Genomic DNA, 23,299 nt, shown 5'->3' with positions numbered 1-23,299 from the left:
CGCTTCAAGCCTACTGCAGCTGCGGCTTCTTCAGGAAGGAATTGCGGTCAGCGGATTTGACGCGCAGCCATGTCTCGCGGCCGTCGCGCACGACGCGTAGCGGAATTTCCGCACCGGCCGGGTTCTGCCAGAGTTTTCTGTAGAAATCGGCCAGACCGTCGACTTCGCCGTCGCGCACGTCGGAGATGATGTCGCCCTGGCGCAGGCCCGCCTGCGCGGCCGGGCCGCCTTCGGCGACGCTCATCACCACCACCATGCCGTTCGACTCGGCCGAGAAGGCGCCGAGCCACGGACGCGGCGCCTTGGCCGCCTGGCCGCGCTTGATCAGATCGTCGAGAATCGGCGTCAGAAGATCGATAGGCACGACCATGTTGATGTCGGCCACCTCGCCGGCGCGGCTCATCTGCAGGCGCAGCGATCCGACGCCGAGCAGCTTGCCGGCGCGGTCGAACAGCGCGGCCCCGCCCCAGGACGGGTGGGCGGGCGCAATGAAGATCGCCTCGTCGATCAGATACTCCCAGTAGCCGGCGAATTCCTGCTTGGTGACGATGTGAGCGTCGACCTGCTGGCCGATGCCGTCGGCGAGCGTAACGGCATCGCCGATATTGGTCTTCCTGGCATTGCCGAACTGCACAGCCGGAAGGTTGAGTGGCGACAGCGCCTGAACAAGGCCGAAGCCGGTTTCCTGGTCATAGGCAAGCGCGTGCGCGGCGACCACGCGGCCGTCCTGGTCGGTCAGCCACACTTCCTCGGCCTCGGTGATGAGATAGCCGATGGTGAGCACCAGGCCATTGTCGCGGATCACCACGCCGCTGCCTTCGCGGCGCGTGCCCAGCGCATTGGCGGTGAAAGCGTCGTCCGGCACCGTGGCGCGCACGGCAACGACGGAGCGCGAAATTTTCTCGATGGTCATCTATCCATCCTGCATTGCGGGTCTTTGCCTATAAGTATGGCCGAAGGAGCGCGGCGCAAGGGCGGATTTCCCCCTTGCCCCCTCGTGGGAGAGGGTTTCGCCGAAGGCGACTGATGAGGGGACTCCAGAGAGCACAGACGCCACCCTCCGCTGGAACACCCCTCACCCGTCTCGGCGCCGCGCGCCGATCCAACTTCTTCACAAGGGGAGAAGGGAAAGGCACTGGCACAAGCGCTAGTTCAACGAAGATTGAACTTTTTTCTTTGACGCGCGCGGAACCGCACCTAAGTCTAACGGCATCCGCGGCGGACTTCCCGCCGCTTACGAAACACAGGGCCGCCAACATGGACGAATACACCCCACCGAAAGTCTGGACCTGGAACAAGCCCAATGGTGGTCAGTTCGCCTCGATCAACCGGCCGATCGCGGGCCCGACGCATGAGAAGAAACTGCCGGTCGGCAAGCACCCGCTGCAGCTCTATTCACTGGCCACGCCCAACGGCCAGAAGGTTACGATCATGCTGGAGGAGTTGCTGGCGCTCGGCCACAAGGGCGCAGAGTATGATGCCTGGCTGATCAAGATCGGCGACGGCGACCAGTTCGGCAGCGGATTCGTCGGGGTCAACCCGAACTCGAAGATCCCGGCGCTGATGGACCGCAGCGAGCCGAAGCCGGTGCGCGTGTTCGAATCCGGCTCGATCCTCACCTATCTCGCCGAAAAATTCGGCGCGTTCCTGCCGACCGAGCGCGCGGCGCGCGCGGAAACCTTCTCGTGGCTGTTCTGGCAGATGGGCTCGGCGCCCTATCTCGGCGGCGGCTTCGGCCATTTCTACGCCTATGCGCCGCACAAGATCGAATATGCGATCGACCGCTTCGCCATGGAGACCAAGCGGCAGATGGACGTGCTCGACCGCCGCCTGGCCGAGAGCGAGTATCTTGCCGGCCCCGACTACACCATCGCCGACATGGCGGTGTGGCCCTGGTATGGCGGGCTGGCCAAGGGCCGCAGCTACAACGACGCCGCGCAGTTCCTCTCGGTGCATGAATACAAGAACGTGCAGCGCTGGGCCGACGCGATCGACGCCAGGCCGGCGGTAAGCCGCGGCCGCATGGTCAACCGCATGTCCGGCGATCCGGCCTTCCAGCTGCGCGAGCGCCATGACGCCAGCGACTTCGAGACGAAGACGCAGGATAAGCTGGAGGCGGCGGAGTAAGGGTTAATCTCCCCTCTCGAGGGGAGATTGGCTACCTCCCGAATGTATACGTCACACTCGCCACGCCGAGCGCGGAGCTCTTGGCGGCGACCGAGACCATGTCCGGTAACGGATTGTCCGGCGTACGCAGCGTCTTTTCGCCCAGCGCATAGAGCGTGAAGACATAGTGATGCTGGCCGCTGCCCGGCGGCGGGCATGGGCCGAAATAGCCGGCGCGGCCGACGCCGCCCTTGCCGAGCACCGCTCCCTTGGGCATGCGCTTGCCGCCCTGCGCGCCGGCGCCTTCTTTCAGACCCTTGGCGCTCGCCGGGATGTTCCAGGCCAGCCAGTGCCAGAAACCCTTGCCGCCATTGGCGTCGGCGTCGAACATGGTCAGCGCGTAACTCTTGGTGCCGGCGGGCGGATCCTTCCAGGCAAGGGCGATCGAGATGCTTTGCCCACCGCAGCCGGGCTTGTCGCCGAGATATTTCGCGTCCCATTTGCCGTCCGAAACCGACGGGCTGGAGATCTCGAAGGCCGCCGCATGGCCGGCGGAGGCGACAAGGACAAGCATGGTGAAGCCGAGACGCAAGGTTGTCATTTGATCCTCCCTGGAAAACGCAGCGTAGCGGAAAAGCGGCCCGAAAAAGGGCGAACTGCCGCGACCGCCTGCCTGGACAACAAAAAAGCCCCGCCGGTGGAGGCCGTCGGGGCTCTTCGTTCGGACCATGGAGGTGGGACCCCAAGGTCGGGTCGATCCAGGGGGTGTTGGATCGGTCGCGACACTAGCCGAGGAATCGGCCCCGCGAACAATCACGGCTGCGCACTACCAATCACGCCTGCGCGAGAATGAGGTGATAGCCGGCTTACGCCCGCAGCAGCCTCGCCAGTCTCGGCACGCCTTCGTTCACCGCGCGGTCGTCGGCAAGGGTGAACGACATGCGCAGCGTGTTGCGGCCGGTACCGTCGGCGTAGAAGGCGTTGCCCGGCACGAAGGCGACGCGCGCCTCCTTGACCGAGCGCGCCAAAAGTTCGGTGGCGTCAGCGCCATCCGGCAGCGTCAGCCAGACGAACATGCCGCCGTCCGGGCGGCTCCAGGAAATACCGTCGGGCATGTTGGTTTCCAGCGCCGAAAGCAGCGCGTCCCGGCGCTTGCGGTAGGCGCCGATCAGCTTGTCCACCTGGGCATCGAAGATGGTCTCGGCGACCCGGTGCATGACGATCTGGTTGATCGAGGGGCTGTGCAGGTCGGACGCCTGCTTCATCAGCACCAGCTTTTCCACGACATGGCGCGGCGCGCAGACCCAGCCGACACGCATGCCGGGCGACATGACTTTCGAGAAGGAGCCGCAGAAGAGCGTACGCGCCTTCTCGATGCCCCCCGAGCGCGCGCAGTCGAGCGCCAGGATCGGCGGCTCGGCCTTGCCGCCGTAACGCAGCGCACGGTAAGGGGCATCCTCGATGACGGCGATATCGAGTTCCCCGGCAAGATCGAGCACCGCCTTGCGCTGCGCGCGATCGAGCGTCTCGCCGGTCGGGTTGGCGAAATCCGGCACCAGATAGGCGAACTTCACCTTGCCGCCATTAGCCGCCGCCGCGGTGCGGTAAGCCTGCGGCGTCATGTTGCCGCCGGCCGGGTTGAGCCGGTCGTAGCGCGGCTCGTAGGCGTTGAAGGCCTGCAGCGCGCCGAGATAGGTCGGCCAGGTGACAAGCGCCGTGTCGCCGGGCGACAGGAACAGCTTGCCGAGATAGTCGAGCCCCTGCTGCGAGCCGGAGGTGATGAAGATGTTGCCCTCGTCGCACGGGACACCGAGCTTGCCCATTTCACCGGCCAGCCATTTGCGCAGCGGCAGGAAACCTTCGCTGACCTGGTACTGCAGCGCGGCCCCCGCCTCCTTGCCGCCCAGCACCGCCTGATAGGCATCGGCGATGGCTTCGGCCGGAAACAGCGACGGGTCGGGAATGCCGCCGGCGAAGGAGATGATGTCCGGCTGGTCGAGCAGCTTCAACAGCTCGCGGATTTCCGAAGCCTTCATGCGCGAGGAGCGCGAGGCCAGAAGGTTCAACAGGGTCAAGGCGCACCTCCCGCAGTGCTTATTTAGGTCAGCTTGGTTGACCTATTATCAGGCCGCGCCTTTCGCGTGAATACACAAAACGACCATGGCGCATCGTCCAGGCGACATTTGGTCCACAAAATTTGTGCGAACGCTAATGGAAAGCCATTGCGCGATCGGCCGGCCGGGCGCACGATCACGACCAAAGAACCGGAAGCCGAGAGAAAATCAATCCGGACCAAGGGGGGACGCGCATGACACTCGAAGTCATCGGGGCCGGTTTCGGCCGCACCGGCACGTGGTCGACTTTCGCCGCGCTGAACCGGCTGGGCTTTCCGAGCTACCATATGCAGGAAGTCATCATCAACAAGGCCAACAAGGGCCACCTCGACTTCTGGCGCAAGGTGGCGAACAGCCCGCCGGGCAGCCAGCACGACTGGAACCGGGTCTTTTCCAACTACCGGGCGACCGTCGACAATCCGGGCTGTTGCGTGTGGCGTGAGCTGATGGCCGCTTATCCCGACGCTAAAGTGCTGCTGACGCTGCATCCGCGCGGAGGCGAAGCCTGGTATGACAGCACAATCGACACGATCTACTTCACCGAGAACGTCTGGCAATTCAAAGTGCTGGAATGGCTCACACCCTTCGGCCGCAAGTTCGGCGATATGTCGCGCAAGCTGATCTGGGGCCGAACGCTGAAGGGCGTGATGAACGACCGCGACAAGGCGGTGGCGCGCTACAATTCCTATATCGACGAGGTGAAGGCAGCGGTGCCGCCGGAGAAGCTTTTGGTGTTCAAGGTCAGCGACGGCTGGGCGCCGCTCTGCGATTTCCTCGGGGTCGCGCTGCCCAACGAGCCCTTCCCCAATCTCAACGACCGCGCCAGCATCAAGAAGATCATCAACGAGATGATCATGGGATCCTATCTGATGCTTGCCGGCGTTGCGGTCCTGATCGCGCTGGCGGTCGGCGGTTTATGGTGGTGGCTGGGATAGCAACCCCTATCCGTCCGCCAGTGCCCGCAGCCGGCCGCGATCAGAACGGCAACCGGATCTCGTCGAGGTGGTTCGACTGTTCCGGCCAGCCAATGTCCTTTTGGACCTCCGCCGGCAGTTCGTTCAGCTGACGCGTCGTGCGGCGGCGCTTGCTGGCCTGCTCGAAGGCGGCCCGGATTCGGTTAAGACTTTTGAACATGGAAACCTCCATAGATCAGCGGCGGAAAACCGGTGCCGCCTCTTCCCGGTGCCGCTTTTGCGATGCGTCTGTAACCGGTGGATTGCGCGCGAACGGTGAAATGCTTCACGAAGCCGGAGCGGCTTGAAACATATGCATGCAAATTAATTTATGGGGTCGGGCATGCACCCTGCGCGCAAGGCGCGAGCGTGCATGGCCTGAAACGTCACGCGCTTGGGCTTATCGCCGAATGTGTTGAGTCATGTCTCACCCCGAGGGAGGGTGCGCTTTACTCCGGCGCCTGCGAATCCGATCCGGCCTGTTGCGCGGTCTGCGCCGAGAGCCGGCCTTTGCGAAGGAGCGATGGTTTTGCGTATTCTTTCTTCATGGCGAAGTCCCCAACCTACACAGAAACGTGCGGCATCGGCGCATAGGCTGTCAAGCAACGGGCCGATTTCCGGTCGGATGATCCCGGGCAATCGCAAAGCCGGTCCAAAATTCGGCCGCTATAGATCATGCTCCTCTCGGGTTATCCACCACCGCAGAGCATCTATGCGACTTTTAGTGATATCCGATTTCGCTGAGGCCCATACCATAGGATACATGGACCCGCCAGATACTAGCGATGCGTGAAGGTCAGCCTCTCGGTCAGCATATCTGGACCAAGCTTTTTGACTCTTTTTCAATGCGCCACCGTCCACGGCGCCGCTTTGTTCGATATCAGCGAGGAGCGAATCCATTTCTGACTGTAGATCGTTCATTTTCATGCCCGCACGCTGATTCATCGCCATTTGTGTGCGAGGAACATGTCCCTCTAGTGTTTCCACAACGACCCAAGAGGCAGCGTCCAAAAACTCATGAGTTACCGCCAAAAAAACTTCGATTTCCGAAAGATCGTAGACTGCGTCGCGAGGCAACTCATGGGTAAGAATATGCCGTACCTCAAACAAGCGGGTTAAATCTTTGATCGTCTTATTATAGTCACCTATAATCGACGGAAGAGGCCACTCTTGTATCTCTTCTGACCACCTTGCATGGGATACCTTTAATCTAGTGACAAAATCTGGAATCACGGTCTCAAAGTTAGAAATAATCTGAGTTGGATTGTTTACTGACACGCTATGACCAACTAGATCTCCTACAGAAATTTTCTTCCCCTGCAAATTGGATAGAAAATCAAAATCAATTTTTGCACCCCCTCTAGTAAATCTTTCGGCCCTATCGAAATATGGCTGTCCATAGTCTACAATTTCCCTTAAAATTTCGCGTACAAATACCTCAATAATAGTCACAAGTCTAATTGGAACAAAATCAGAGAACTCGACTTCTGCCTTTAGTTTTCTGTGCCAACGGTCCCTTAATTGCTCTGCTTCGCTGACAACTTCAAATCCAATTCGAGCAGGCCCACGACGATCTTTCCAATCGATGATCTGATGAATGCCGCTCTTCGCCATTAACCAAGGTCGCCAAAAACAAAAAAATTATAAGCCAAACTTATATCCGCGACTACAAAACACGCAAGCCGTTCCATTCATCGTTGGGTAAAAGAGACAATGCCTTGGCAATCCTTACCTACTCACCTTCCCGCCTCGCACCACTTCCCTGCCCGCCCGATATACGGTGCGCTCCCTCGGCACCGCGACCACCGCTTCCGAGACATGCTCTGCCTTCAGCGCAACGAAATCCGCCCTGGTGCCGACGGCGATGCCGTAGCCCTCGAGCCCGAGCGCCTTGGCGCCGGCACAACTCACCATGTCGTAAGCGGCTTCCAGTTCCCAGTCCTCGTAGAAGCCGGAGCGGTAGCCGATCATGTTGGCGCGGTTGAGCATGTCGCCATCGCCATAGGGCCACCAGGAATCGCGGATGTTGTCGGAGCCGGCGAAGACCGTGATGCCCGCCTTGCGCAGCGCCGCCACCGGCGGGAAAGGATGATCGCCGGGCGCGTTGGTCATGATGGCGACGCCGGCGGCGGCGATCCGCTCGCCGGCTCCGGCCAACGCATCGGCGGAGATGTCGCCCAGCCCGTAAGCGTGGCTGACGGCGACTTTTCCCTGCATGCCCAGTGCCGCGGTCCGGGCGACTATTTCCTCGATCTCGAACAGGCCAAGCGTGCCGCGGTCATGCAGGTGGATGTCGACGCCGGCGCCGTGCTTTTCGGCAAGGCCGAAGACGACATCGAGATGGCCTTTCACATCACGGTCGAAGCTTGCCGGGTCGAGCCCGCCGATCAGGTCGCAGCCGAGCTTGAGCGCCTCGTCGAGCAGCTCCGCGGTGCCTGGCGAGGACAGAATGCCGCTCTGCGGGAAGGCGACGAGCTGGATGTCGATCAGGTCGCGGTATTTCTCCCGCACGCCAAGGATCGTCTCGACATGCTTCAGCCCGACCGCGGCGTCGACCATGACATGGCTGCGCATGGTAAGGCTGCCATTGCCGACGCAGAGCTCGAGCTGGCTTTTCGCGCGCTCTTCCATCGGCGCGGCCTGCTCGAGATTGCGCATCTGGAAGGCGACCCGCTCGCGCACGTCAAAACCATTGGTGCAGGGAATGTGCGGGCGCCAGGCATCGCCATAGAAGGAGGTGTCGAGATGGATATGACCCTCGACGAAAGCCGGCAGCACGAGTTGGCCGGCGAGATCGATGGCGCCAGCCGGCGGCGTTGTCGCATTGGCTGCAGGCACAATGACGCTGAAACGGCCGCCGGCGACGGCGAGGTCAGCAACCGTGCCGTCGGCAAGCTTGGCGTTGAGAAAATGAGTCTGGTCCACGATGCAATCCATTGAAAAGGAAGCCTCAGTCGTCGCCGGTCGGGCGGACCAGGTCAATGCGGATCGAGGGAGAAAGTGTTTCGCCTTCGCCTTCTCCCCCTTGCGGGCCCCTTGTGGGAGAAAGCGGATCGGCGCGCAGCGCCGAGACGGTTGCTGGAAGGAATGAGGCGCCGGTGAGGGCCGCACGGCCACGGCTGAGCAAGCGATATCGCCAAGCTGGAACACTCCTCATCCGTCCGAGCTTCGCTCGGCCACCTTCTCCCAAAAAGGGGAGAAGGGAAGAGCCGCCATATACCGTTTTCGCGGAAGTTTCAGCGGGCGGCAAATGTGCCATGGTGCAGTCTGCGGTATGAGGCCGCCGTGGTCGACGCGGACGCCCAAGCACATCCCCAACAATGCGCCCCCAACGGCCGCGTCGACCATGAACGGAAATGGCAACGGCGACCTCGCCGCTTTTTTGACCGGCCCCGCTTTTGGTCAGCCTTGCGTGCCGGCGTATTCGGCGACCAGCGGCTCATATTCCTCGAAGGACGGCAGCGCTTGGTAGCTGTGCGCGGCCGATGTCGTCGCCCAGGGCAATTTCTCACTGGTCCAGGTCTCGATGAAGGGCGCGAACCAGGCATGCTCGTCGAGCATGGTCGGGCGCAGGTTGACGAACCAGTCGATCCCTTCCGGTCGGGTGAACATCCAGGTCATGCAATAGCCGCAGAAATAGTGTTTCGATGCGCCATGCAGGCCGCCGACCACCGGCTCGCCCTTGGTCACCTCGAAACCTTCCGAGGGGATCGCCGCGCTCAGCGAATAGGCGCTGGACGACATCGACTGGCAGCCGGTGCAATGGCAGGCCATGGTGAGCAGCGGCTTTGCCGAAATCTTCAGGCGCACGCGGCCGCAGCGGCAGCCGCCTTCGGCGGGAAGATCGAGGGTGGGCAAGATAGGCTCCTTGGGTTGGGTTATTCCTTTTCCCCTTGCGGGAGAAGGTGTCGCCGAAGGCCACGGATAGGGGTGCTCCACAAGGGGAGAAGGAAGAAAGCGCTCAACTCCCAACCAGCTCCGCCGTGGTCGTCATCCGCGCGCCCTGCCCCTCGAAGGCCTCGTTGTGGCGAGCGATGATATCGGGCGCCTTCTCCTTCAGTGAATCCAGCGTCGAATGCGCGTCGGAGACCACGGTGACCCCAAGCCCCTCGGCGAAGGCTCCCTTCACGGTAGCGGCGACGCAGAAATCGGTCTGGGCGCCAAGAAGCACGACGTCGTCAGCACCCTGCCCCGCCACCCATTCGGCGAGGTCTGGGTTGGAGAAGGCGTTGCCGACGCTTTTGCCGAAGGTCGGTTCGTCGGCGGCCTGGCCGAGCAGCGGCCATACCGGCCAGCCGGAAGCGCCCGGCGCCAGCGGGTCGCCCTCCGGCCCGTCATGGCGGATGAACGCCACCTTGCGGCCGGAACGCCGCGCCCAGTCGATCAGCCTGCGGGCGCGCTCGGCGATCGTGTCGGCGTCGTGGATCGGCGGCTCGAAACGGCCGTCGAACATGTTGGTCTGCAGATCGATGACGATCAGCGGCGCAGCGGCGGAGGGGGCGGTCTCTGGCATGGCGGCGAAGATAGCGTGGGTGGGGGATGGGTCAAGAACAAGACAGGGCCGAAACGCACCATCCACGGCCGGGGCCGTCGAGGCCGGTGGCGCATGGCTGCCGTTGGTGCTGATAGGGCAAGCGCGGTGCTGCTCGATATCGGCGTCGTCGGCGAGCAGACGCTGGGCCGCCGTGCCGTCAATCTTTTGCAGCCGAAGGCACGTGGCCGCATCAACGGGCTGTTCGTCGGCATCTTCTTCATCGGCGGCGCGATCGGCTCGCTGCTGGCCGGCATTGCCTGGGCCTGGGGCGGCTGGAACGCGGTGTGCGCGGCCGGCGCGGTGTTCGGTGTGATGGCGCTAGTGGTGGACTGGCTGGAGTAGCGCCGCATCCTTCTCCCCCACAAGAGGGGAGATAACGCGCCTCGTCGGTCTGTGCCGCCAATCGTCCTGCTATCCGCCTAGGCATTCCTCGGGTCGGCCACGCATTGCGGAATCGCGCGGGTGGCGGCGATCAGCTTGCCGCGCATTTCCGAAGGCCGGCGCAAATTCTGCCAGTAGGCGCCGATGCCCTTCATTTCAGTGCCCTGGCCACCGCCGAGCGCACCGTCGGCGCCGACCAGCATCGTCACGATCTTGACGCCGCAGGCAAGGTTGCGGTCGGGATCGGTGATGTCGACCTCCGACTTGAAGCCGCAATGGTATCTCTGCTCGTCCGAAAGCGACAATTGCAGCAGGCCGATCGAATACTGGTCCTGGTCCTCTTCCCAATAGGCGGCGGAGCTGCTGTTGACGGATTCCGCGCTGACCAGGTCGGCAAGCAGCGTACGCCAGAACACGGCGCGGCCGCCGCGGTCCTGGCGCAGATAGCCGGGGCAGAAAACCCCTATGTCGGAAGGCTCGAGACCGCTCAGCGGCTTTTCGGCATCGATCAGGTAGGCCAGCTTGCGCGTCACGGTCTTATGATCGACCATTTTTGTCAGCGCGCCCTGCCCCGCGAGGCAGTTTTTCGCGAAAGCCTGCGCCTCCGGCTGGGTGGTATGCCCGTGGGATTTCCACTGGTCGGTGCAGGACGGCCGGGACGCGACAACGGGCGCCACCGCTGGTGAGGCGGCCGGCGAGGCGACGGCCACTTTGGCAGGCTTCGGTGTTGCGGCTTTCGGCGCGGCAGCCTGGGGCACGGCGCTTTCGATGACCTTGGGATTGGCGCAGCCGTCGAGCACCACGGCAAGTCCCGCCAATGCCACGACGATGCGGATCAGCCTGAACCGAACTCCGGCATGCAATCGCACTGAGCCGCCAGCGTACAAATCCCCCTCCGAGCAGTAAACACAACGGACCAGCCCGGCCTCTTAAGGTCACTCTGCCAGATCGGTGGTGGCCTGTCACCCGATCCCGCCAGTGATCGTGAAGGTTCCCTTACAGTGCCCGTCGGGCAGGCGCGCGATGGCCGTGACGATCGAGCCATAGGCGCCGCGCCAGACGCTGTGGAAGCCCTGATGCGTCGATACCGGCACGACCACCCGACCGGTCTGGCGGTTGCCCTCCGCCCGCATGACGACAGGCTCGCCATTGACGTGAACCTTGACCGCGGCCGGCTCGTCCGCGCCGACGTCCAACACGATCGCGATCTCGTCGGTGTCGCCGGAGCGCGTCGTCTCGGCGGTCAGCCCCAGCGTGAGCGGCGCATCGCCGGCAGCCGCGCCCCTGCCCTCGAACAGATCGCCGGCCAGCGCCGGCGTGCGCGGCGGAACGGTGCGGCGTCTGGTGGCCCGCTCATAGTCGCCGGCGATGGTCAGCAACGCCACGTCGTCATAAGCCTTGCCGGCGAAGGTGAGGCCGACCGGCATACCGATATCGGCCATCGTTCCCATCGGCACCGTCACGGTCGGGATGCCGAGATGGCGCCACACGAGATTGCCGTTGGCGACCCAGGTGCCGTTGCGCCAGGCAAGCCGTGCGGAAGCCTCGTCGACGTCGGCATCGGCCGGACCGACATCGGCGACCGCCGGCAGCACCACGGCGTCGAGGCGGTTGGCATCGAGCCAGCCCTCGAAATCGATACGGCGCGTTGTCTCCAGGCCTTTCAATCCGGCCTCGATGGTGGGAATGCCCTCGAGCGGCGCCACGCCCTGCTTCGCCCGCTCGACATACCGCGCCAGATCGAAATCGACCTCGCCATAACGGTCGCGCAAGGTGCCCGGCGGCTGCGGGAAGATCTTTGCGCCGTCGACCGAAGCAAGATCGGGGATCGCGGGATCGGCATTGGCGCGTAGGAAATCGTCCCAGGACCAGATGGATAGGTCCCAGATCTCGCGCTCGGCGAATTCAGCCGGCACAAGGCCACGGTCGACCATCGACAGCACGCCCGGACGGTCGCGCTCGTAGTTGGTGACGACGGGGAAATCGACCTCGACCACTTCAGCACCGAGCGCTTCGAGATCGCGCGCTGCCTGACGCCAAAGCTCCAGCACCGAGGCGCGCGTCTCGATCGGGCGGTCGGCGCCATCATCCTTGCCGATATACATTTTCGGCACGCCGAGGCGTTTGCCCTTCAGCGCGCCTTGCAGCGGAAGCGCGGCGTAGCTCGCCGGCCGCAGCGCCGATGTTTTCGGAATCGCCACCCAGGGCTGCACGCGCCAGAAATCGCCGCGCGTCTCGGCATCGTCGGCGACGATCACGTCGAGCAGCTCCAGCATGTCGGGAATGGTCCGCGTGTGCGGCACCACCACATCCATGGTTGGCACGAGAGGCCAGTTGCCGCGCACCGAAATCACGCCGCGCGATGGCGTGTAGGCGACCAGCGCGTTGTTGGAAGCGGGCGCGCGACCGGACGACCAGGTTTCCTCGCCGAGGCCGAAGGCGGCGAAGGACGCGGCGGTCGCCGTGCCCGAGCCGTTGGACGAGCCGGAAGCGAAAGCGGCGGTGAGGAAGTCCTTGTTGTACGGGCTCTCGGCGCGGCCATAGACGCCGCGCTGCATGCCACCATTGGCCATCGGCGGCATGTTGGTGAGGCCGATCAATACCGCGCCGGCGGCGCGCAGCCTGGCGATGGTGAAGGCGTCCTCGCCGGCGACGAGATGCTCGAAGGCGGGCGAGCCGGCGGCGACTGTCAGGCCCTTGGCCTTGTAGCTGTCCTTGGCGGTGTAAGGGATGCCGTCGAGCCGCCCAAGCGTTCTGCCCTCGCGGCGGCGCCGGTCCGAAGCTTCCGCCTCCTCGAACATGTTCGGGTTGAGGATGGGGATCGCGTTCAGCGCGATGCCGTGGCGGTCGTAATGCGCAATGCGGTTGAGATAGGCACCGACCAGCTCGACGCTGGTGACGGTGCCGTCTTCCAGCCCGCTGCGCAGGTCGGCGATCGAGGCTTCGACGAGGTGGAGGTTGAGCATGATGGGACGGGACGCTGACTGGTAGGTTTGTCTATCCACCTAGGATGACGGCGCGCACGTAACTTGTACAGTGAACTCCCCTGTCCCCTTCGGCGACATCTTCCTCGAGGGGAGATTAAGCGCCCTAAACCCCCAGCACGTCCTTCACCCTCTCTCGCGTGTAAGGCAGATCGTATATGCGCTTGCCGGTCGCATTCCGGAATGCGTTGGCGATGGCGCCAGCGGTAGGGCCCTGTGCGGCTTCGGCGACGCCGAGATAAGGCGTGCCGGGATTATCGACGACTTGCACCTCGATATTGTCGGGCACCGCGCTGAAGCGCAGGATCGGATAGGTTGACCAGTCCGGACTCAAGATGCGCGTTCGATCGAAATGCACGGCCTCGTAAAGCGTCCAGCTCATCGACTGCAATATGCCGCCTTCGGTCTGGTTGATAATCGAATCCGGGGCGACGGCCTCCCCGCAATCGACCGCCGCAACGACGCGCAACACCTTGATCGCGCCGCTGTCGCTGTCGACATCGGCCTCCAGCGCAAGGGCCAGATAAGCGGCGTGGTTCTTGTATTTGGCGAAGGCGAAACCCCTGCCCCGGCCTTCCGGCAAAGCATCCCTCGACCAGCCGAATTTTTGCGCCGCGACCTCGATTACCTTTTTGGCGCGCGGGTCTTTCAGGTGGCGCAGGCGGTATTCGACCGGATCGGCGTTCGCCGCCACCGCCAACTCGTCCATGAAGCTTTCGATGGAGAAGACGTTACAATAGGCGCCGAGGCCGCGCAGCGCGGACACGCGCACCGGCATGTCGGCGACGAAATGCCAATTCACGCGCTGGTTGGGCACGTCATAGAGCGGGATCGCGTTGCGGTCGCCATTGCCGAGCGGAGAGATTTGCAGCTCGGCGGGATCGGGCGGGAAATGCCGTTCCATCAGCCTGCCGGCGATCAGCGATCCGGCGGAACCCGGCCGCGTGCCATGGTTGTTGCTCCACAGGTCGTAGTGCCAGTTCACGATGTTGCCGTTCTGGTCGAGCGTGGCACTCGCCCTGGTCAGCATCGCCGGTCCGTATGGCTCCCATAGATGCTCCTGGTCGCGCATCCATTGCACGCGCACCGGCTTGCCCGACACTTTCTGCGCGATCAGCGCGGCGTCGGCCGCCGCATCGTCGGCGCCGTTGTGGCCGTAGCAGCCCGAGCCCTCGGTGTGGATGCAGCGCACCTTCTCCTGCGGCACGCCGAGCATCTGGGCGATCGCCTTGCGATCGGGATAGACGCCTTGCGTATGCGTCCAGACCGTCGTCAGGCCATTGTCGAGCATGGCCACCGCGCTCGATGGACCGATAGAGCCGTGCATCTGGTAGGCGCGCGTGAATTGCGCCTGGAGCGTCCTGGCGCCCGGCGCGCTGTCGGCGCCGACGGAGGTCACCGTGCCGACTTTCGACACGGCCTTTTCCAGGAAAGCCGAAATATCGTTGGGGTCGGGAAGCGCAGGCTGCTCCTGCCACTTCGCGACGACGGCCATGGCGCGCATGGCCTTCACGGCCTGGAACTCCTGCTCGGCGACCACGGCGAGGAAATCACCGTCGCGCACCACGGCGATCACGCCAGGCATCGCCTTGACCGCGACATCGGGGAAGTCGGCGAGCTTCGCGCCGTAGCTCGGCGGCCGCACGACGCGGGCATGAACCATGCCCGGCGGGCGCATGTCCTGGACATAGGCCTCGCCGCCGGTGACCTTGGCCGGGATGTCGACCCGCGCGAAAGGCTTGCCGATCGCGCGATAGGCTGCCGGCGGCTTGAGCCTGGTATCCGCCGCCGCATCGACATGAAGGAAATCGGCCGAGACCAGTTCGCCATAACCGGCCTTGGCGCCGTTCGGGCCGACGACCGCTCCCGCCTCAGCCTTCAGCGCCTCGACCGGCGCGCCGAACTTTTCGCTGGCCTTGGCGATCAGGATCTGCCGCGCCTGTGCCGAAGCATAGCGGATGGCGGTGCCTGAATTCTGGATCGTCTGGCTGCCGGCGGTGTAGCCTTCATTCGGCGTCAGCGCGGTGTCGGCGGTGATCAGTTTGATCGCCGCCGGCTCGACCTCGAGCTCCTCGGCCGCGATCTGGCGCAGCGACGTCTTGGTGCCCTGGCCAAGCTCGGCCTTGCCGGTGAAGACGGTGATCGAACCGTCGGCGTCGATGCGGATCCAAGCGTCGAGCGAGGGCGTATCAGCCAGACTGCCGGGCAATTCGGGTTTCGCCGTCTGGGCGCCGGGCGCGCTCGGTACCTCGCCCTGCTGCGCCTCGGCGGGGATGGCGAAGGATACGACCAGCGCGCCGGCTCCCGCCAGGAAGCCGCGGCGGGTGACATCGGGAAGCAGGTTCGGTGCGTTCATCATCCCCTCCCGGTGGCGGCTGCCGGCGCCACGTTGCCGGCGGACTTGCCCCGCATCAGGTCGCGGGCGCGGGCCACGGCCCGAAGGATGCGCATATGCGTGCCGCAGCGACAGAGATTGGGCTCCAGCGCCTGCCTGATGTCGGCGTCGGCGGCATCGGGCTTTGCCTCGAGCAGCGCCTGCGCCCGCATCATCATGCCGGCAATGCAATAGCCGCATTGCGCCGCCTGTTGTTCGATGAAAGCTTTTTGCATCGGGCCGGGATCGTCGATGGTGCCAAGGCCCTCGACCGTCTTGATCTCGCGCCCCTCGACCAGCATGGCCGGCGTCAGGCAGGAAAAGACCGCCTTGCCGTCGACCATCACCGTGCAGGCGCCGCACTGGCCGAGGCCGCAACCGAACTTTGCTCCGTTGAGCTTCAGATCGTTGCGCAGCACATAGAGCAGCGGCGTCGCCGGATCGACGTCGACGTCATGTGACGTGCCATTGACGTTGAGCTTGACCATCAGTCCTTGGCTCCCACATTGTCCGGGCTGCGCTCGATGCCGTCCGAAGGCCGGACGCTGACCCGGTATTTGCCGCTCCTGGTGTCGGCGGTCTTCGCTTTCGCGTCCGCCCATGCCGGCTTCTGGGCATAGGCCTCGCGCAGATAGCCGAGCAGGTCCGCCACCTGATCGTCGGTCAGCGTCGCGGCGAAGCCCGGCATGATCGGGCTCTCCCGGCCGCTCGCCGCCGGCAGGCCAAAGAGCACGACGTTGATTGCATTTTGAGGATCGCGCGCGGCGATCGTGCTGGAGAGATGGAAATTGATGCCGCCGAAGGGCTGCGGGCGGCTGCCGTCATGGCAGGTGGCGCAGGCCGCCTGGTAAATCGCGCCGCCGCGGCTGGTCGGGCTGCCGGTGGTGGCGCTGGCCGGTATCGGCGTGCCACCCTGGTCGATCGAAAGCTTCTTGCGGATGTCCTCGGCTGCCGCCGCGCGCTCCGGCGTCGGCTCGCCCATTTGGGAGACCAGGTAAGTGGCGATGGCGCTGATGTCGGAATCCGGCAGTCGGCCGAGATTGCCGGCGACCTCGGCCATCGGTCCGTTGGCCACGCCGTGATCGGCATGCCAGCCCTGGCGTAGATAGGCAAAGAAACTGTCATGCGTCCATGGGATTGGCGCGGAGGACGATCTGTCGAGCGCGAAGGCATCCCAGCCCTCCGCTTCGCCGCCTGCCAGATGCGCGCCTTTCCGCTCGGCGCCCAGCAGGTTGCGCGGCGTGTGGCAGGCGCCGCAATGGCCAAGCCCTTCGACGAGATAGGCGCCGCGGTTCCACTCGGCGCTCTGCGCGGCATCCTCGCGATAGGCGCCCTTGTCGAAGAACAGCAGCTTCCAGCCCGCCAGCACGAAGCGCAGGTTGAGCGGGAACGGCAGCTCATTGGCGGGAGGTCGATTCTCGACGGCATGCCGCGTCATCAGATAGGCATAGAGCGCCTTGTTGTCCTCGTCGGAGACCAGCGTGAAATGGTCGAACGGGAAGGCCGGATAAAGGTGATCGCCGTCGCGCTCGACGCCTTCCCGCATCGCCCGGCTGAAGGCAGCTTCCGACCAGCGCCCGATACCGGTCTTGGGGTCCGGCGTGATGTTGGTGGAATAGATGGTACCGAATGGCGTCGGCACCGCCAGCCCGCCGGCGAAGGACTTTCCGCCGGGCTTGGTATGGCAGGCCGTGCAGTTGCCGACCGAAGCGAGCACCGCCCCCTTCACGATCAGCGCCTGGTCGAAGGAGGCGCGTTGCGGCGGTTCGATCGGATCGATCGCCGGCTTCCAGGCATAGGCGGCGAAACCCGCCAGGCAGACTACAATGAGGATGAGAACGCCGGTCCAGAAGCGTTTCAAGGAGGTACTCCTTGCAGAGGGCTCGGCACTATGCAGCCGGCCATGCCGTCACCGGGATGAACTAGGCTCGATCAGCGGACTGTCAATGACAGCCGATCTCCCCCGAGGGGATCACGCGCTCGACCGCCGCCGCCAATCGCTTCCGCCTACTCCGGCGCCCCGGCAAACAGCACCGTGCCGTCGCCTCCCACCGCCGGCCAGTCGCGAATGGTGCGGTCGATGCCGCCGGTCAAAAGCGTGCCATCGGCGGCGAAGGCGACAGAATACATGGGGCCGGTGCCGGGATCGAACTCGGCGATCTCGGCGCCGGTGTCCATATTCCAGATCCGTGCCGTGCCGTCGAGCGAGACGGAGCCGAGCCGCTTGCCGTCGGCCGACAGGGCCAGCGCGTAGACCGTGCCGGAATGGCCCTCGAAACGTCGCACTTCCCTGAAGCTGTCGAGGTCCCAGAGTTTTATCGTGTAGTCGCCGCTGCCGGTCACCGCGTGGTGGCCGTCGGCCAGGAAGACCGCGCCATAGGCGCCGCGGTCGTGGCCGTGCCAGCTGCGCAGTTGCTTGCCCGAAACGATATCCCAGAGCTTCAGCTCGCCGTCGATGCTGCCCGTGAGCGCCCTGGTGCCGTCAGGCGAGATGGCGACGGAGCTCACCGACCAGTCGTGGCCCGGCAGCACATGCGACACCGTCCCCTTCTCCAGGTCCCAGACGACGACAGAACCGGTGTCGTGGCCGCTGACGGCGAGCTTGCCGTCCTGGCTGACCTTCAATTGCCTGACCCCGCCGTTCGCCCCTGAGGAGAAGACGTGCAGCACCGTGCCGTCGGATAGCTGGCACAGCACGATCTCGCCGTCGTCGCCGGCGGTCAGCGCGGTCTTGCCGTCGGGCATGAAAAGCGCGCTGCGCGCCATGTCCTTGTGGATGCCGAGATCGCGGATCAGCCGCTTGCCGTCGATGTCCCAGAGCTTGATCATGCGGTCGGTGCTTGCGCTCATGATCTCGTGGCCGTCGGCCGACACCGCCAGCCAGACGACGGCGTCGCGGTGGCCTTCGGGCGCGGTCGGCTGGGCCGGAGGCGCCAGTGGAGGCGGCGCCACTATCTGTGGCGGCGTTGCGGGCGCGAGCGCCGTCTGCTCGGTGGGCTGTGCCGGTTGGGCAGGCTGCGGCGCGATGGCTGGCGGCGACGGCGGAACGGGAGCCGCAACCGGCTCTGCCGGCGGCGCGGATTTCGCGACTTCTTCCTGCGCGGATGCGGGCACGGTTGGCTTTGCGCTAGCCTCCGGCGTGGTCGGTTTTGCGCTCGCCTCCGGCTCGGATGGCCGAGGCGCCGGTTCCGCCGGCGCGGTGGCGACTTCCTTCGCCGGTTCGCCGGCCGGCCGCTGCGTCCGCCACGGGCCGAACTGGTCGGCGACGATGACGAGCAGCGCCAAAAGCGGCAAAGCGAGTGCTGCGCGGCGCAGCCGCGGATGGCCGGCCGGCGCGATCTCGGCGTCGCGGCCGAACAAGGGGGCGGCCGGATCGTGCCTGGCGGCGCCCGGCAGCAGGCCGGCGAGGAAAAGCAGCCCGGCAAGGACCGACAACACGCCGGCCACGCCGAAGACTTCCAGCCGCGCCGTCGCCAGCGGCTTGCCGCCCAACGCCGGATAGAGCTTGGCGAAGCAGGCAATGCCGACGATCAGCATCGCCAGCGCCAGCAGCCTGTCGGTCGATCGCCTCATCCACCCCCCGTTCCTCCCGCCTGAATGCGGAAGGCGCATCAGCCATCCTAGCCGAGCTTTCTTGCCAGGCTAAGTGCAAGACATCACACGAGGAAAGATTAATCTGCTTCGGCCTCGGGGCGCGCTCTTCCGCCCAACGACGGCCGGCTTTTCAACTTTACTCGACCGGCGAACCAATATCCCGCCGACTAGCTCGAGGCGTTGAGGTCTTTCTCTTCGTTGAAAGCCGGTCGCGTGAGCAGAAAGCCACACTCCCCAAGAATAAAGAACTCAACCACTCGCATTGGTTGACAGGAAACTCTCTTATGACATTATCCGGTGGGGATTTTCAGGAGAGCCATTAGCATGAAGAAGATTTACGAGAAGCCTATCTTCGTCCGCAAAGGCAAGCTTTCGACAGTCACGGCATTGAACAGCCCTTCCAACCCCCTCCCGGGTTGATCATCGGGAATAGCGATCGTTAGGCCCGACTGGGAAGCAGCCATAGGCGCTGCTCAGGTTGGCGCGAGCGTTTGGAGAGGTTTTTTATGAAGAAGGTCTACGAGAAGCCCAACCTCATCCGGAAGGGCAGGCTTTCGGCAGTTACCGCGAACGCTCCGGTTTCGACGGACTGATCGGCCTACGATCGAACACGCCTGCATGCCGGCTTGGCATGTTGGACCGACAACTTGTGGGCCGGCATGCAGTTTTGGGCAAATCGGGGACTTCGGAATATGAAGAAAGTCTATGAGAAGCCAACCTTCGCCAGGAAGGGCAAGCTTTCGGCCATCACGGCAATCAACGGCGCCGGTTCAGGTCCCATCAATGGAACCGGGCCGGTGATCTGACCGGTTCTCCCCGGGCTCTTGACAATACGCGAAGGCCGACGCCGGCAATCTCGACCTGACGATCGCACAACTCGGTCGCCGTCGAGCAATTTCGGCGGGTTCAGCGCACCAGCACCAAACCGTCCAGCACAGCTTGCCAATAGTGCTTCGTGGAGATGCGCACGCGCGTCACCGCCTTCAGCATCGGTGCGTAGTGGACCGGAGCCAACGCCGAGAGCGCGATCTCGTCGCTGGCGACCAGTTCGTCATCGAGCCAGCTTTCGACCAATGCGACCTCGCCTTCCGAAGCCAGCCATGCGGCGGTGAGCATAATCGAATGAAAGCCGAAGGGTGTCGTGCCGGCAAACTCCGCCGGATGGCCGCTGCTGGTATAGGCAACGCGGCCGCGTGAGAGATTGCCGTTGAGATAGCCCTCGCTGTCCTTGACGTACTGGCTCGTCAGGGCGTTCAGGTTGCGCCAGTCGAGACCGGCATGGCCGCAGGGAATTTTCTGAAAAGGCAGGGCGGTGACAGCGTCGAAGTCGACCGTTTCGAGTGCCGCATCGGCTGCGATCGCGTCCGATCGCAAAAGTCCGAGATCGGCCGGATAGGGGGTAAGCGCCAGGCGACGGTCGAGACCCGATCCAGAGATCGTCAGCGTGTCGGCGTCGGAGGAGAGACCGACAAGGAAGTCGCCAGGCAGTAGCGCTCTGGTTTCCAGGACCCTGCCCTTGCCCATGACCTGAAGCGCCGCCTCGGTCACGGTCCTGCCGCGAATGAAGCGTCCTGGCGAGAGACCGACCGCCTTCGGCAAGTCCTCGCCGGCGAGACCTGACGGCGCGCCGGGCATGGTGTCGAGGCGCAGCGACTGATCCTCATTGCCGGTGCTCACGCGCCAGCCTTTCGGCACCGAGACCGAAAACCGGTAGGTTCCGGGCGCGCGCAGGACGGCCCGATGTTTCTTCGCCGACATGACGAAATTGGCGAAGCCGCCATTGTTGGTTCGCACCGCGGCGAGGAATGCGCCCTTTTCGTCATAGGCCCTTACCACGATGCCAGCGATCGGCCGGTCGGCCTGTCCGAACTTGCCGTCGCCGTCGACATCCATGAAGACGAAGGACGAATAGTTGAGCGCTCCGCGGCTGCCGCCCCAGGCTGCGCGCGACGCATAGTCGCCCGCCGGATTGGGGCTGCCGCGCGCCCTGCGGCGCTTGCGGCGCCAGCGCAGCGCGATCGCGACGAGAGCTACAGCGCCGGCAACGACGACGGCGGAGATGAGGGCGACGAGGATGGTATCAGCCATTGCGAGGCGGCAACGGCTGGAGACACGTGTTCAAGACCACGAGCATGAAATTGTACCCCTCCAACTCTTCAGCAGATTAGCGTTGGACACCAACACCGCAAGTCGTTGCTGTGGAAGGCGCATGATTGAGACGCCGGCAGGAGAACGCCTGCGCTATCGAAACTATTGGACCACGGTTCTACCAGCAGAAGGCTTTCCCCAGGTGTCGAACGGCCGCTCTGGTCGAATGCTTGACAGAAACCACTCATCTGAGATCATCTGCTGGAGTATTGGAGGGCAACCCATGAAGAAGACTTACGAGAAGCCGGTTTTGATCCGCAGGGGCAAGCTTTCCGTGATTGTGGCGGGCTCGCCTCCGCCCGCTCCGCCCCCATGATCGGGCACCCAGGATTTGATTCTCAACGATCCCCGCTACGGCGGGGATTTTTTGTTTTCTCACCCTAACTCCACCCAAACCGGCGCATGATCGCTGGGATTGTCGCCTCCCCGCACGTCGCGGTCGATGCCCGCCGCTTTCAGTTTCCGCCCCAGCTTCTTCGACAGCAATATGTGGTCGAGACGCAGGCCCGCGTCGCGCGGCCAGCGGTTCCGTCGATAATCCCAGAAGGTGTAGAGTTTTTCTTGCCTGGGAAAAACCTTGCGCAGCGCGTCGGTCCAGCCCTGCTCGATCAGCGCGGCAAAGGCGGCGCGGCTTTCGGGCTGCACCAGCGCGTTGTCATCATAAGAGCGGGTGGCATAGATGTCGCGCGGCTCGGGCACGATGTTGAAGTCGCCGGCCAGCACCACCGGCAGGCCGGTGTCGAGCAGTTGCTCCGCATGCACCGCGAAGCGCTCGTGCCAGGCGAGCTTGTAGTCGAATTTCGGCCCCGGCCGCGGGTTGCCGTTGGGGGCATAGAGACAGGCGATGACGACACCGTCGACCGCCGCCTCGATGTAGCGCGCCTGGCGATCGGCATCGTCGCCGGGCAGCGCGTCGCGTGTCAGGACGGGCTCGGCGCCGCGCGCGAGGATCGCCACGCCGTTCCAGGTCGGCTCGCCCTTCCACACCGCGCCATAGCCGGCTTTGGCGAGCCGGGTCAGCGGAAACTGCGTGTCGCGCGCCTTCAACTCCTGCAGGCAGACGACGTCGGGTTTGGCGCGCGCGAGCCAAGCTAGGAGGTTTTCCAGCCGGCTGTTGATGTTGTTGATGTTGAAGGTGGCGAGTTTCATTTTTGAATGCCGAAGGCGCCTCTCGCCTCGTCATCCTCGGGCTTGACCCGAGGATCCATTCCGTGACGTTCGCCGTGGAGCGCGGCGGAGCGAAATCCTGAACCGTTGCAACGCTTTAACGTCACGGAATGGATCCTAGGGTCTGCGCGCGTCGCTTCGCTCCTTGCTTCGCCCTAGGATGACGACCGATGTGGACGCTCCGCCCACGCCTTTGTCGTCTCCGCCACGGTCTTCAAATGGTCCGCCGTCGAAAAACCCGAGATCGCCTTGCGCGGCTTGAGATCATGATCGCCGTCTTCCAGCCAAACCACCTCGATGGCCGGGGAAAGACCGTAGGCCGCGACCTCGTCCTTCGTGCCGAACTCATCGCGGGTGCCCTGGAAGATCAGCGTCGGCGTTTTCAGGTCGACGAGATGCTTCGTGCGCAATTGCTCCGGTTTGGCGGGCGGATGGAATGGATAGCCAAGGCAGACCAGGCCGGCGATCTCGCCCTTGGCGTACATCTCGTCGGCGACCATCGAAGCGACGCGGCCGCCCATCGACTTGCCGCCGATGATCAGGTTGCCGGTCACGCCCTTGGCGCGCAGGTCGAGGATCGCCTTCACATATTCCGGGTTCACCGTCTCGGCGCGCGGCGGCGGCTTGCGGTGACCGTAGCGGCGCGCCGCCATGTAGTGGAATTCGAAGCGCGCGACCTGGAAACCCGCCGCTGCGAGCGCCTTGGCGGTGGCCGTCATGGAAGGCGAATCCATCGGCGCGCCGGCGCCGTGGGCGAGAAGGATGGTGACGGGGGCGGTGTCGAAGCCGTCGAAGAGGAAAGTGGTCATGGGATTGTTCCCGGCGCGACGGCGAAGCTGCTGATCTCCCCCCTTGTGGGGGAGATGGCCGGCAGGACAGAGGGGGGCGCTGTCCCGCCGGCCTCTCAACCTCTTGCGGCCGCCGGTTCTGGAGTTGTCTTCATG

The 23,299-nt window shown here is 64.2% G+C and carries 20 protein-coding genes and 1 pseudogene; 4 read left to right on the top strand and 17 right to left on the bottom strand.

Annotated elements, in window-relative coordinates; all coding sequences use genetic code 11:
* Positions 1–10: 10 nt before the first annotated feature.
* Positions 11–913 carry a S1C family serine protease gene (locus FJ417_RS25825; RefSeq protein ID WP_140785376.1) on the bottom strand — a complete coding sequence of 301 codons (903 nt, stop codon included), beginning with the start codon at positions 911–913 and terminating at the stop codon, positions 11–13.
* Between the two features lie 344 nt (positions 914–1,257).
* Here FJ417_RS25825 and yghU point away from each other — a divergent pair, with 344 nt between their 5' ends.
* Positions 1,258–2,127: a glutathione-dependent disulfide-bond oxidoreductase gene (yghU, locus tag FJ417_RS25820; protein ID WP_140785375.1), complete on the top strand. Its 870-nt coding sequence runs from the start codon at positions 1,258–1,260 to the stop codon at positions 2,125–2,127.
* Positions 2,128–2,158: 31 nt separating this feature from the next.
* On the opposite strand, the gene FJ417_RS25815 is transcribed toward yghU, so the two are convergent.
* Both FJ417_RS25815 and FJ417_RS25810 read right to left on the bottom strand, forming a co-directional pair.
* Positions 2,159–2,707, bottom strand: coding sequence for a YbhB/YbcL family Raf kinase inhibitor-like protein (locus tag FJ417_RS25815; RefSeq protein ID WP_181183297.1), 549 nt, complete (start codon positions 2,705–2,707; stop codon positions 2,159–2,161).
* A 265-nt stretch (positions 2,708–2,972) separates the two neighbouring features.
* Positions 2,973–4,142, bottom strand: a complete 1,170-nt coding sequence (locus FJ417_RS25810; protein ID WP_181183301.1) for a PLP-dependent aminotransferase family protein — start codon at positions 4,140–4,142, stop codon at positions 2,973–2,975.
* A gap of 272 nt (positions 4,143–4,414) precedes the next feature.
* On the opposite strand from FJ417_RS25810, the gene FJ417_RS25805 reads away from it, so the two are divergent.
* Entirely contained in the window at positions 4,415–5,155 is a 741-nt protein-coding gene (locus FJ417_RS25805; protein WP_140645495.1) for a sulfotransferase family protein, read from the top strand.
* Between the two features lie 40 nt (positions 5,156–5,195).
* On the opposite strand, the gene FJ417_RS33225 is transcribed toward FJ417_RS25805, so the two are convergent.
* From FJ417_RS33225 to FJ417_RS25780, 5 genes are all read right to left on the bottom strand, one after another.
* On the bottom strand, positions 5,196–5,354 hold the full coding sequence (locus FJ417_RS33225) for a hypothetical protein (protein ID WP_181167012.1): 159 nt from the start codon (positions 5,352–5,354) through the stop codon (positions 5,196–5,198).
* 485 nt (positions 5,355–5,839) lie between these two features.
* The gene (locus tag FJ417_RS25795) at positions 5,840–6,787 is read right to left on the bottom strand and encodes a lysozyme inhibitor LprI family protein (protein WP_140785371.1); all 948 of its coding nucleotides are present in this window, start codon (positions 6,785–6,787) and stop codon (positions 5,840–5,842) included.
* Positions 6,788–6,901: 114 nt separating this feature from the next.
* Positions 6,902–8,110, bottom strand: coding sequence for an amidohydrolase family protein (locus tag FJ417_RS25790; RefSeq protein ID WP_140785370.1), 1,209 nt, complete (start codon positions 8,108–8,110; stop codon positions 6,902–6,904).
* A 465-nt stretch (positions 8,111–8,575) separates the two neighbouring features.
* Positions 8,576–9,031 carry a GFA family protein gene (locus tag FJ417_RS25785; RefSeq protein WP_140645492.1) on the bottom strand — a complete coding sequence of 152 codons (456 nt, stop codon included), beginning with the start codon at positions 9,029–9,031 and terminating at the stop codon, positions 8,576–8,578.
* A gap of 103 nt (positions 9,032–9,134) precedes the next feature.
* On the bottom strand, positions 9,135–9,686 hold the full coding sequence (locus FJ417_RS25780) for an isochorismatase family protein (protein ID WP_140645491.1): 552 nt from the start codon (positions 9,684–9,686) through the stop codon (positions 9,135–9,137).
* Positions 9,687–9,789: 103 nt separating this feature from the next.
* Between FJ417_RS25780 and FJ417_RS25775 the strand changes: the two are divergent.
* Positions 9,790–10,049: pseudogene (locus FJ417_RS25775) on the top strand (MFS transporter); the annotation flags it as partial.
* Between the two features lie 77 nt (positions 10,050–10,126).
* On the opposite strand, the gene FJ417_RS25770 reads toward FJ417_RS25775, so the two are convergent.
* The 6 genes from FJ417_RS25770 to FJ417_RS25745 all read right to left on the bottom strand — a co-directional run bounded on the left by FJ417_RS25770 (position 10,127) and on the right by FJ417_RS25745 (position 19,019).
* Positions 10,127–10,957, bottom strand: coding sequence for a hypothetical protein (locus tag FJ417_RS25770; RefSeq protein WP_140785369.1), 831 nt, complete (start codon positions 10,955–10,957; stop codon positions 10,127–10,129).
* A gap of 93 nt (positions 10,958–11,050) precedes the next feature.
* Complete coding sequence (locus tag FJ417_RS25765) at positions 11,051–13,054, bottom strand: amidase (RefSeq protein ID WP_140785368.1); 2,004 nt, start codon at positions 13,052–13,054, stop codon at positions 11,051–11,053.
* A 124-nt stretch (positions 13,055–13,178) separates the two neighbouring features.
* Positions 13,179–15,428, bottom strand: coding sequence for a molybdopterin cofactor-binding domain-containing protein (locus FJ417_RS25760; protein WP_140785367.1), 2,250 nt, complete (start codon positions 15,426–15,428; stop codon positions 13,179–13,181).
* Complete coding sequence (locus FJ417_RS25755) at positions 15,428–15,934, bottom strand: (2Fe-2S)-binding protein (RefSeq protein WP_140645487.1); 507 nt, start codon at positions 15,932–15,934, stop codon at positions 15,428–15,430. Before FJ417_RS25755 ends, FJ417_RS25760 begins: the two co-directional genes overlap by 1 nt.
* Positions 15,934–17,307, bottom strand: coding sequence for a cytochrome c (locus FJ417_RS25750; protein WP_140785366.1), 1,374 nt, complete (start codon positions 17,305–17,307; stop codon positions 15,934–15,936). The genes FJ417_RS25755 and FJ417_RS25750 overlap by 1 nt, the downstream gene beginning before the upstream one ends.
* Positions 17,308–17,453: 146 nt before the next feature.
* Positions 17,454–19,019 carry a WD40 repeat domain-containing protein gene (locus tag FJ417_RS25745; protein WP_140785365.1) on the bottom strand — a complete coding sequence of 522 codons (1,566 nt, stop codon included), beginning with the start codon at positions 19,017–19,019 and terminating at the stop codon, positions 17,454–17,456.
* A 713-nt stretch (positions 19,020–19,732) separates the two neighbouring features.
* Here FJ417_RS25745 and FJ417_RS25730 point away from each other — a divergent pair.
* Positions 19,733–19,846: a putative RiPP precursor gene (locus FJ417_RS25730; protein WP_140645482.1), complete on the top strand. Its 114-nt coding sequence runs from the start codon at positions 19,733–19,735 to the stop codon at positions 19,844–19,846.
* A gap of 100 nt (positions 19,847–19,946) precedes the next feature.
* Here FJ417_RS25730 and FJ417_RS25725 read toward each other — a convergent pair whose 3' ends face one another.
* From FJ417_RS25725 to FJ417_RS25710, 3 genes are all read right to left on the bottom strand, one after another.
* On the bottom strand, positions 19,947–21,128 hold the full coding sequence (locus FJ417_RS25725; RefSeq protein WP_140785364.1) for a hypothetical protein: 1,182 nt from the start codon (positions 21,126–21,128) through the stop codon (positions 19,947–19,949).
* 435 nt (positions 21,129–21,563) lie between these two features.
* Positions 21,564–22,337 carry an exodeoxyribonuclease III gene (gene xth / locus FJ417_RS25715; RefSeq protein ID WP_140785363.1) on the bottom strand — a complete coding sequence of 258 codons (774 nt, stop codon included), beginning with the start codon at positions 22,335–22,337 and terminating at the stop codon, positions 21,564–21,566.
* Between the two features lie 173 nt (positions 22,338–22,510).
* Positions 22,511–23,164, bottom strand: a complete 654-nt coding sequence (locus FJ417_RS25710) for an alpha/beta family hydrolase (protein ID WP_140785362.1) — start codon at positions 23,162–23,164, stop codon at positions 22,511–22,513.
* Between the last annotated feature and the right edge of the window lie 135 nt (positions 23,165–23,299).

This window comes from Mesorhizobium sp. B3-1-7 (assembly GCF_006439385.1).
Taxonomy (GTDB): Bacteria; Pseudomonadota; Alphaproteobacteria; order Rhizobiales; family Rhizobiaceae; genus Mesorhizobium.
Note: the sequence above shows the minus strand (reverse complement) of the source record. Positions and strands in the feature narration are given on the sequence as shown.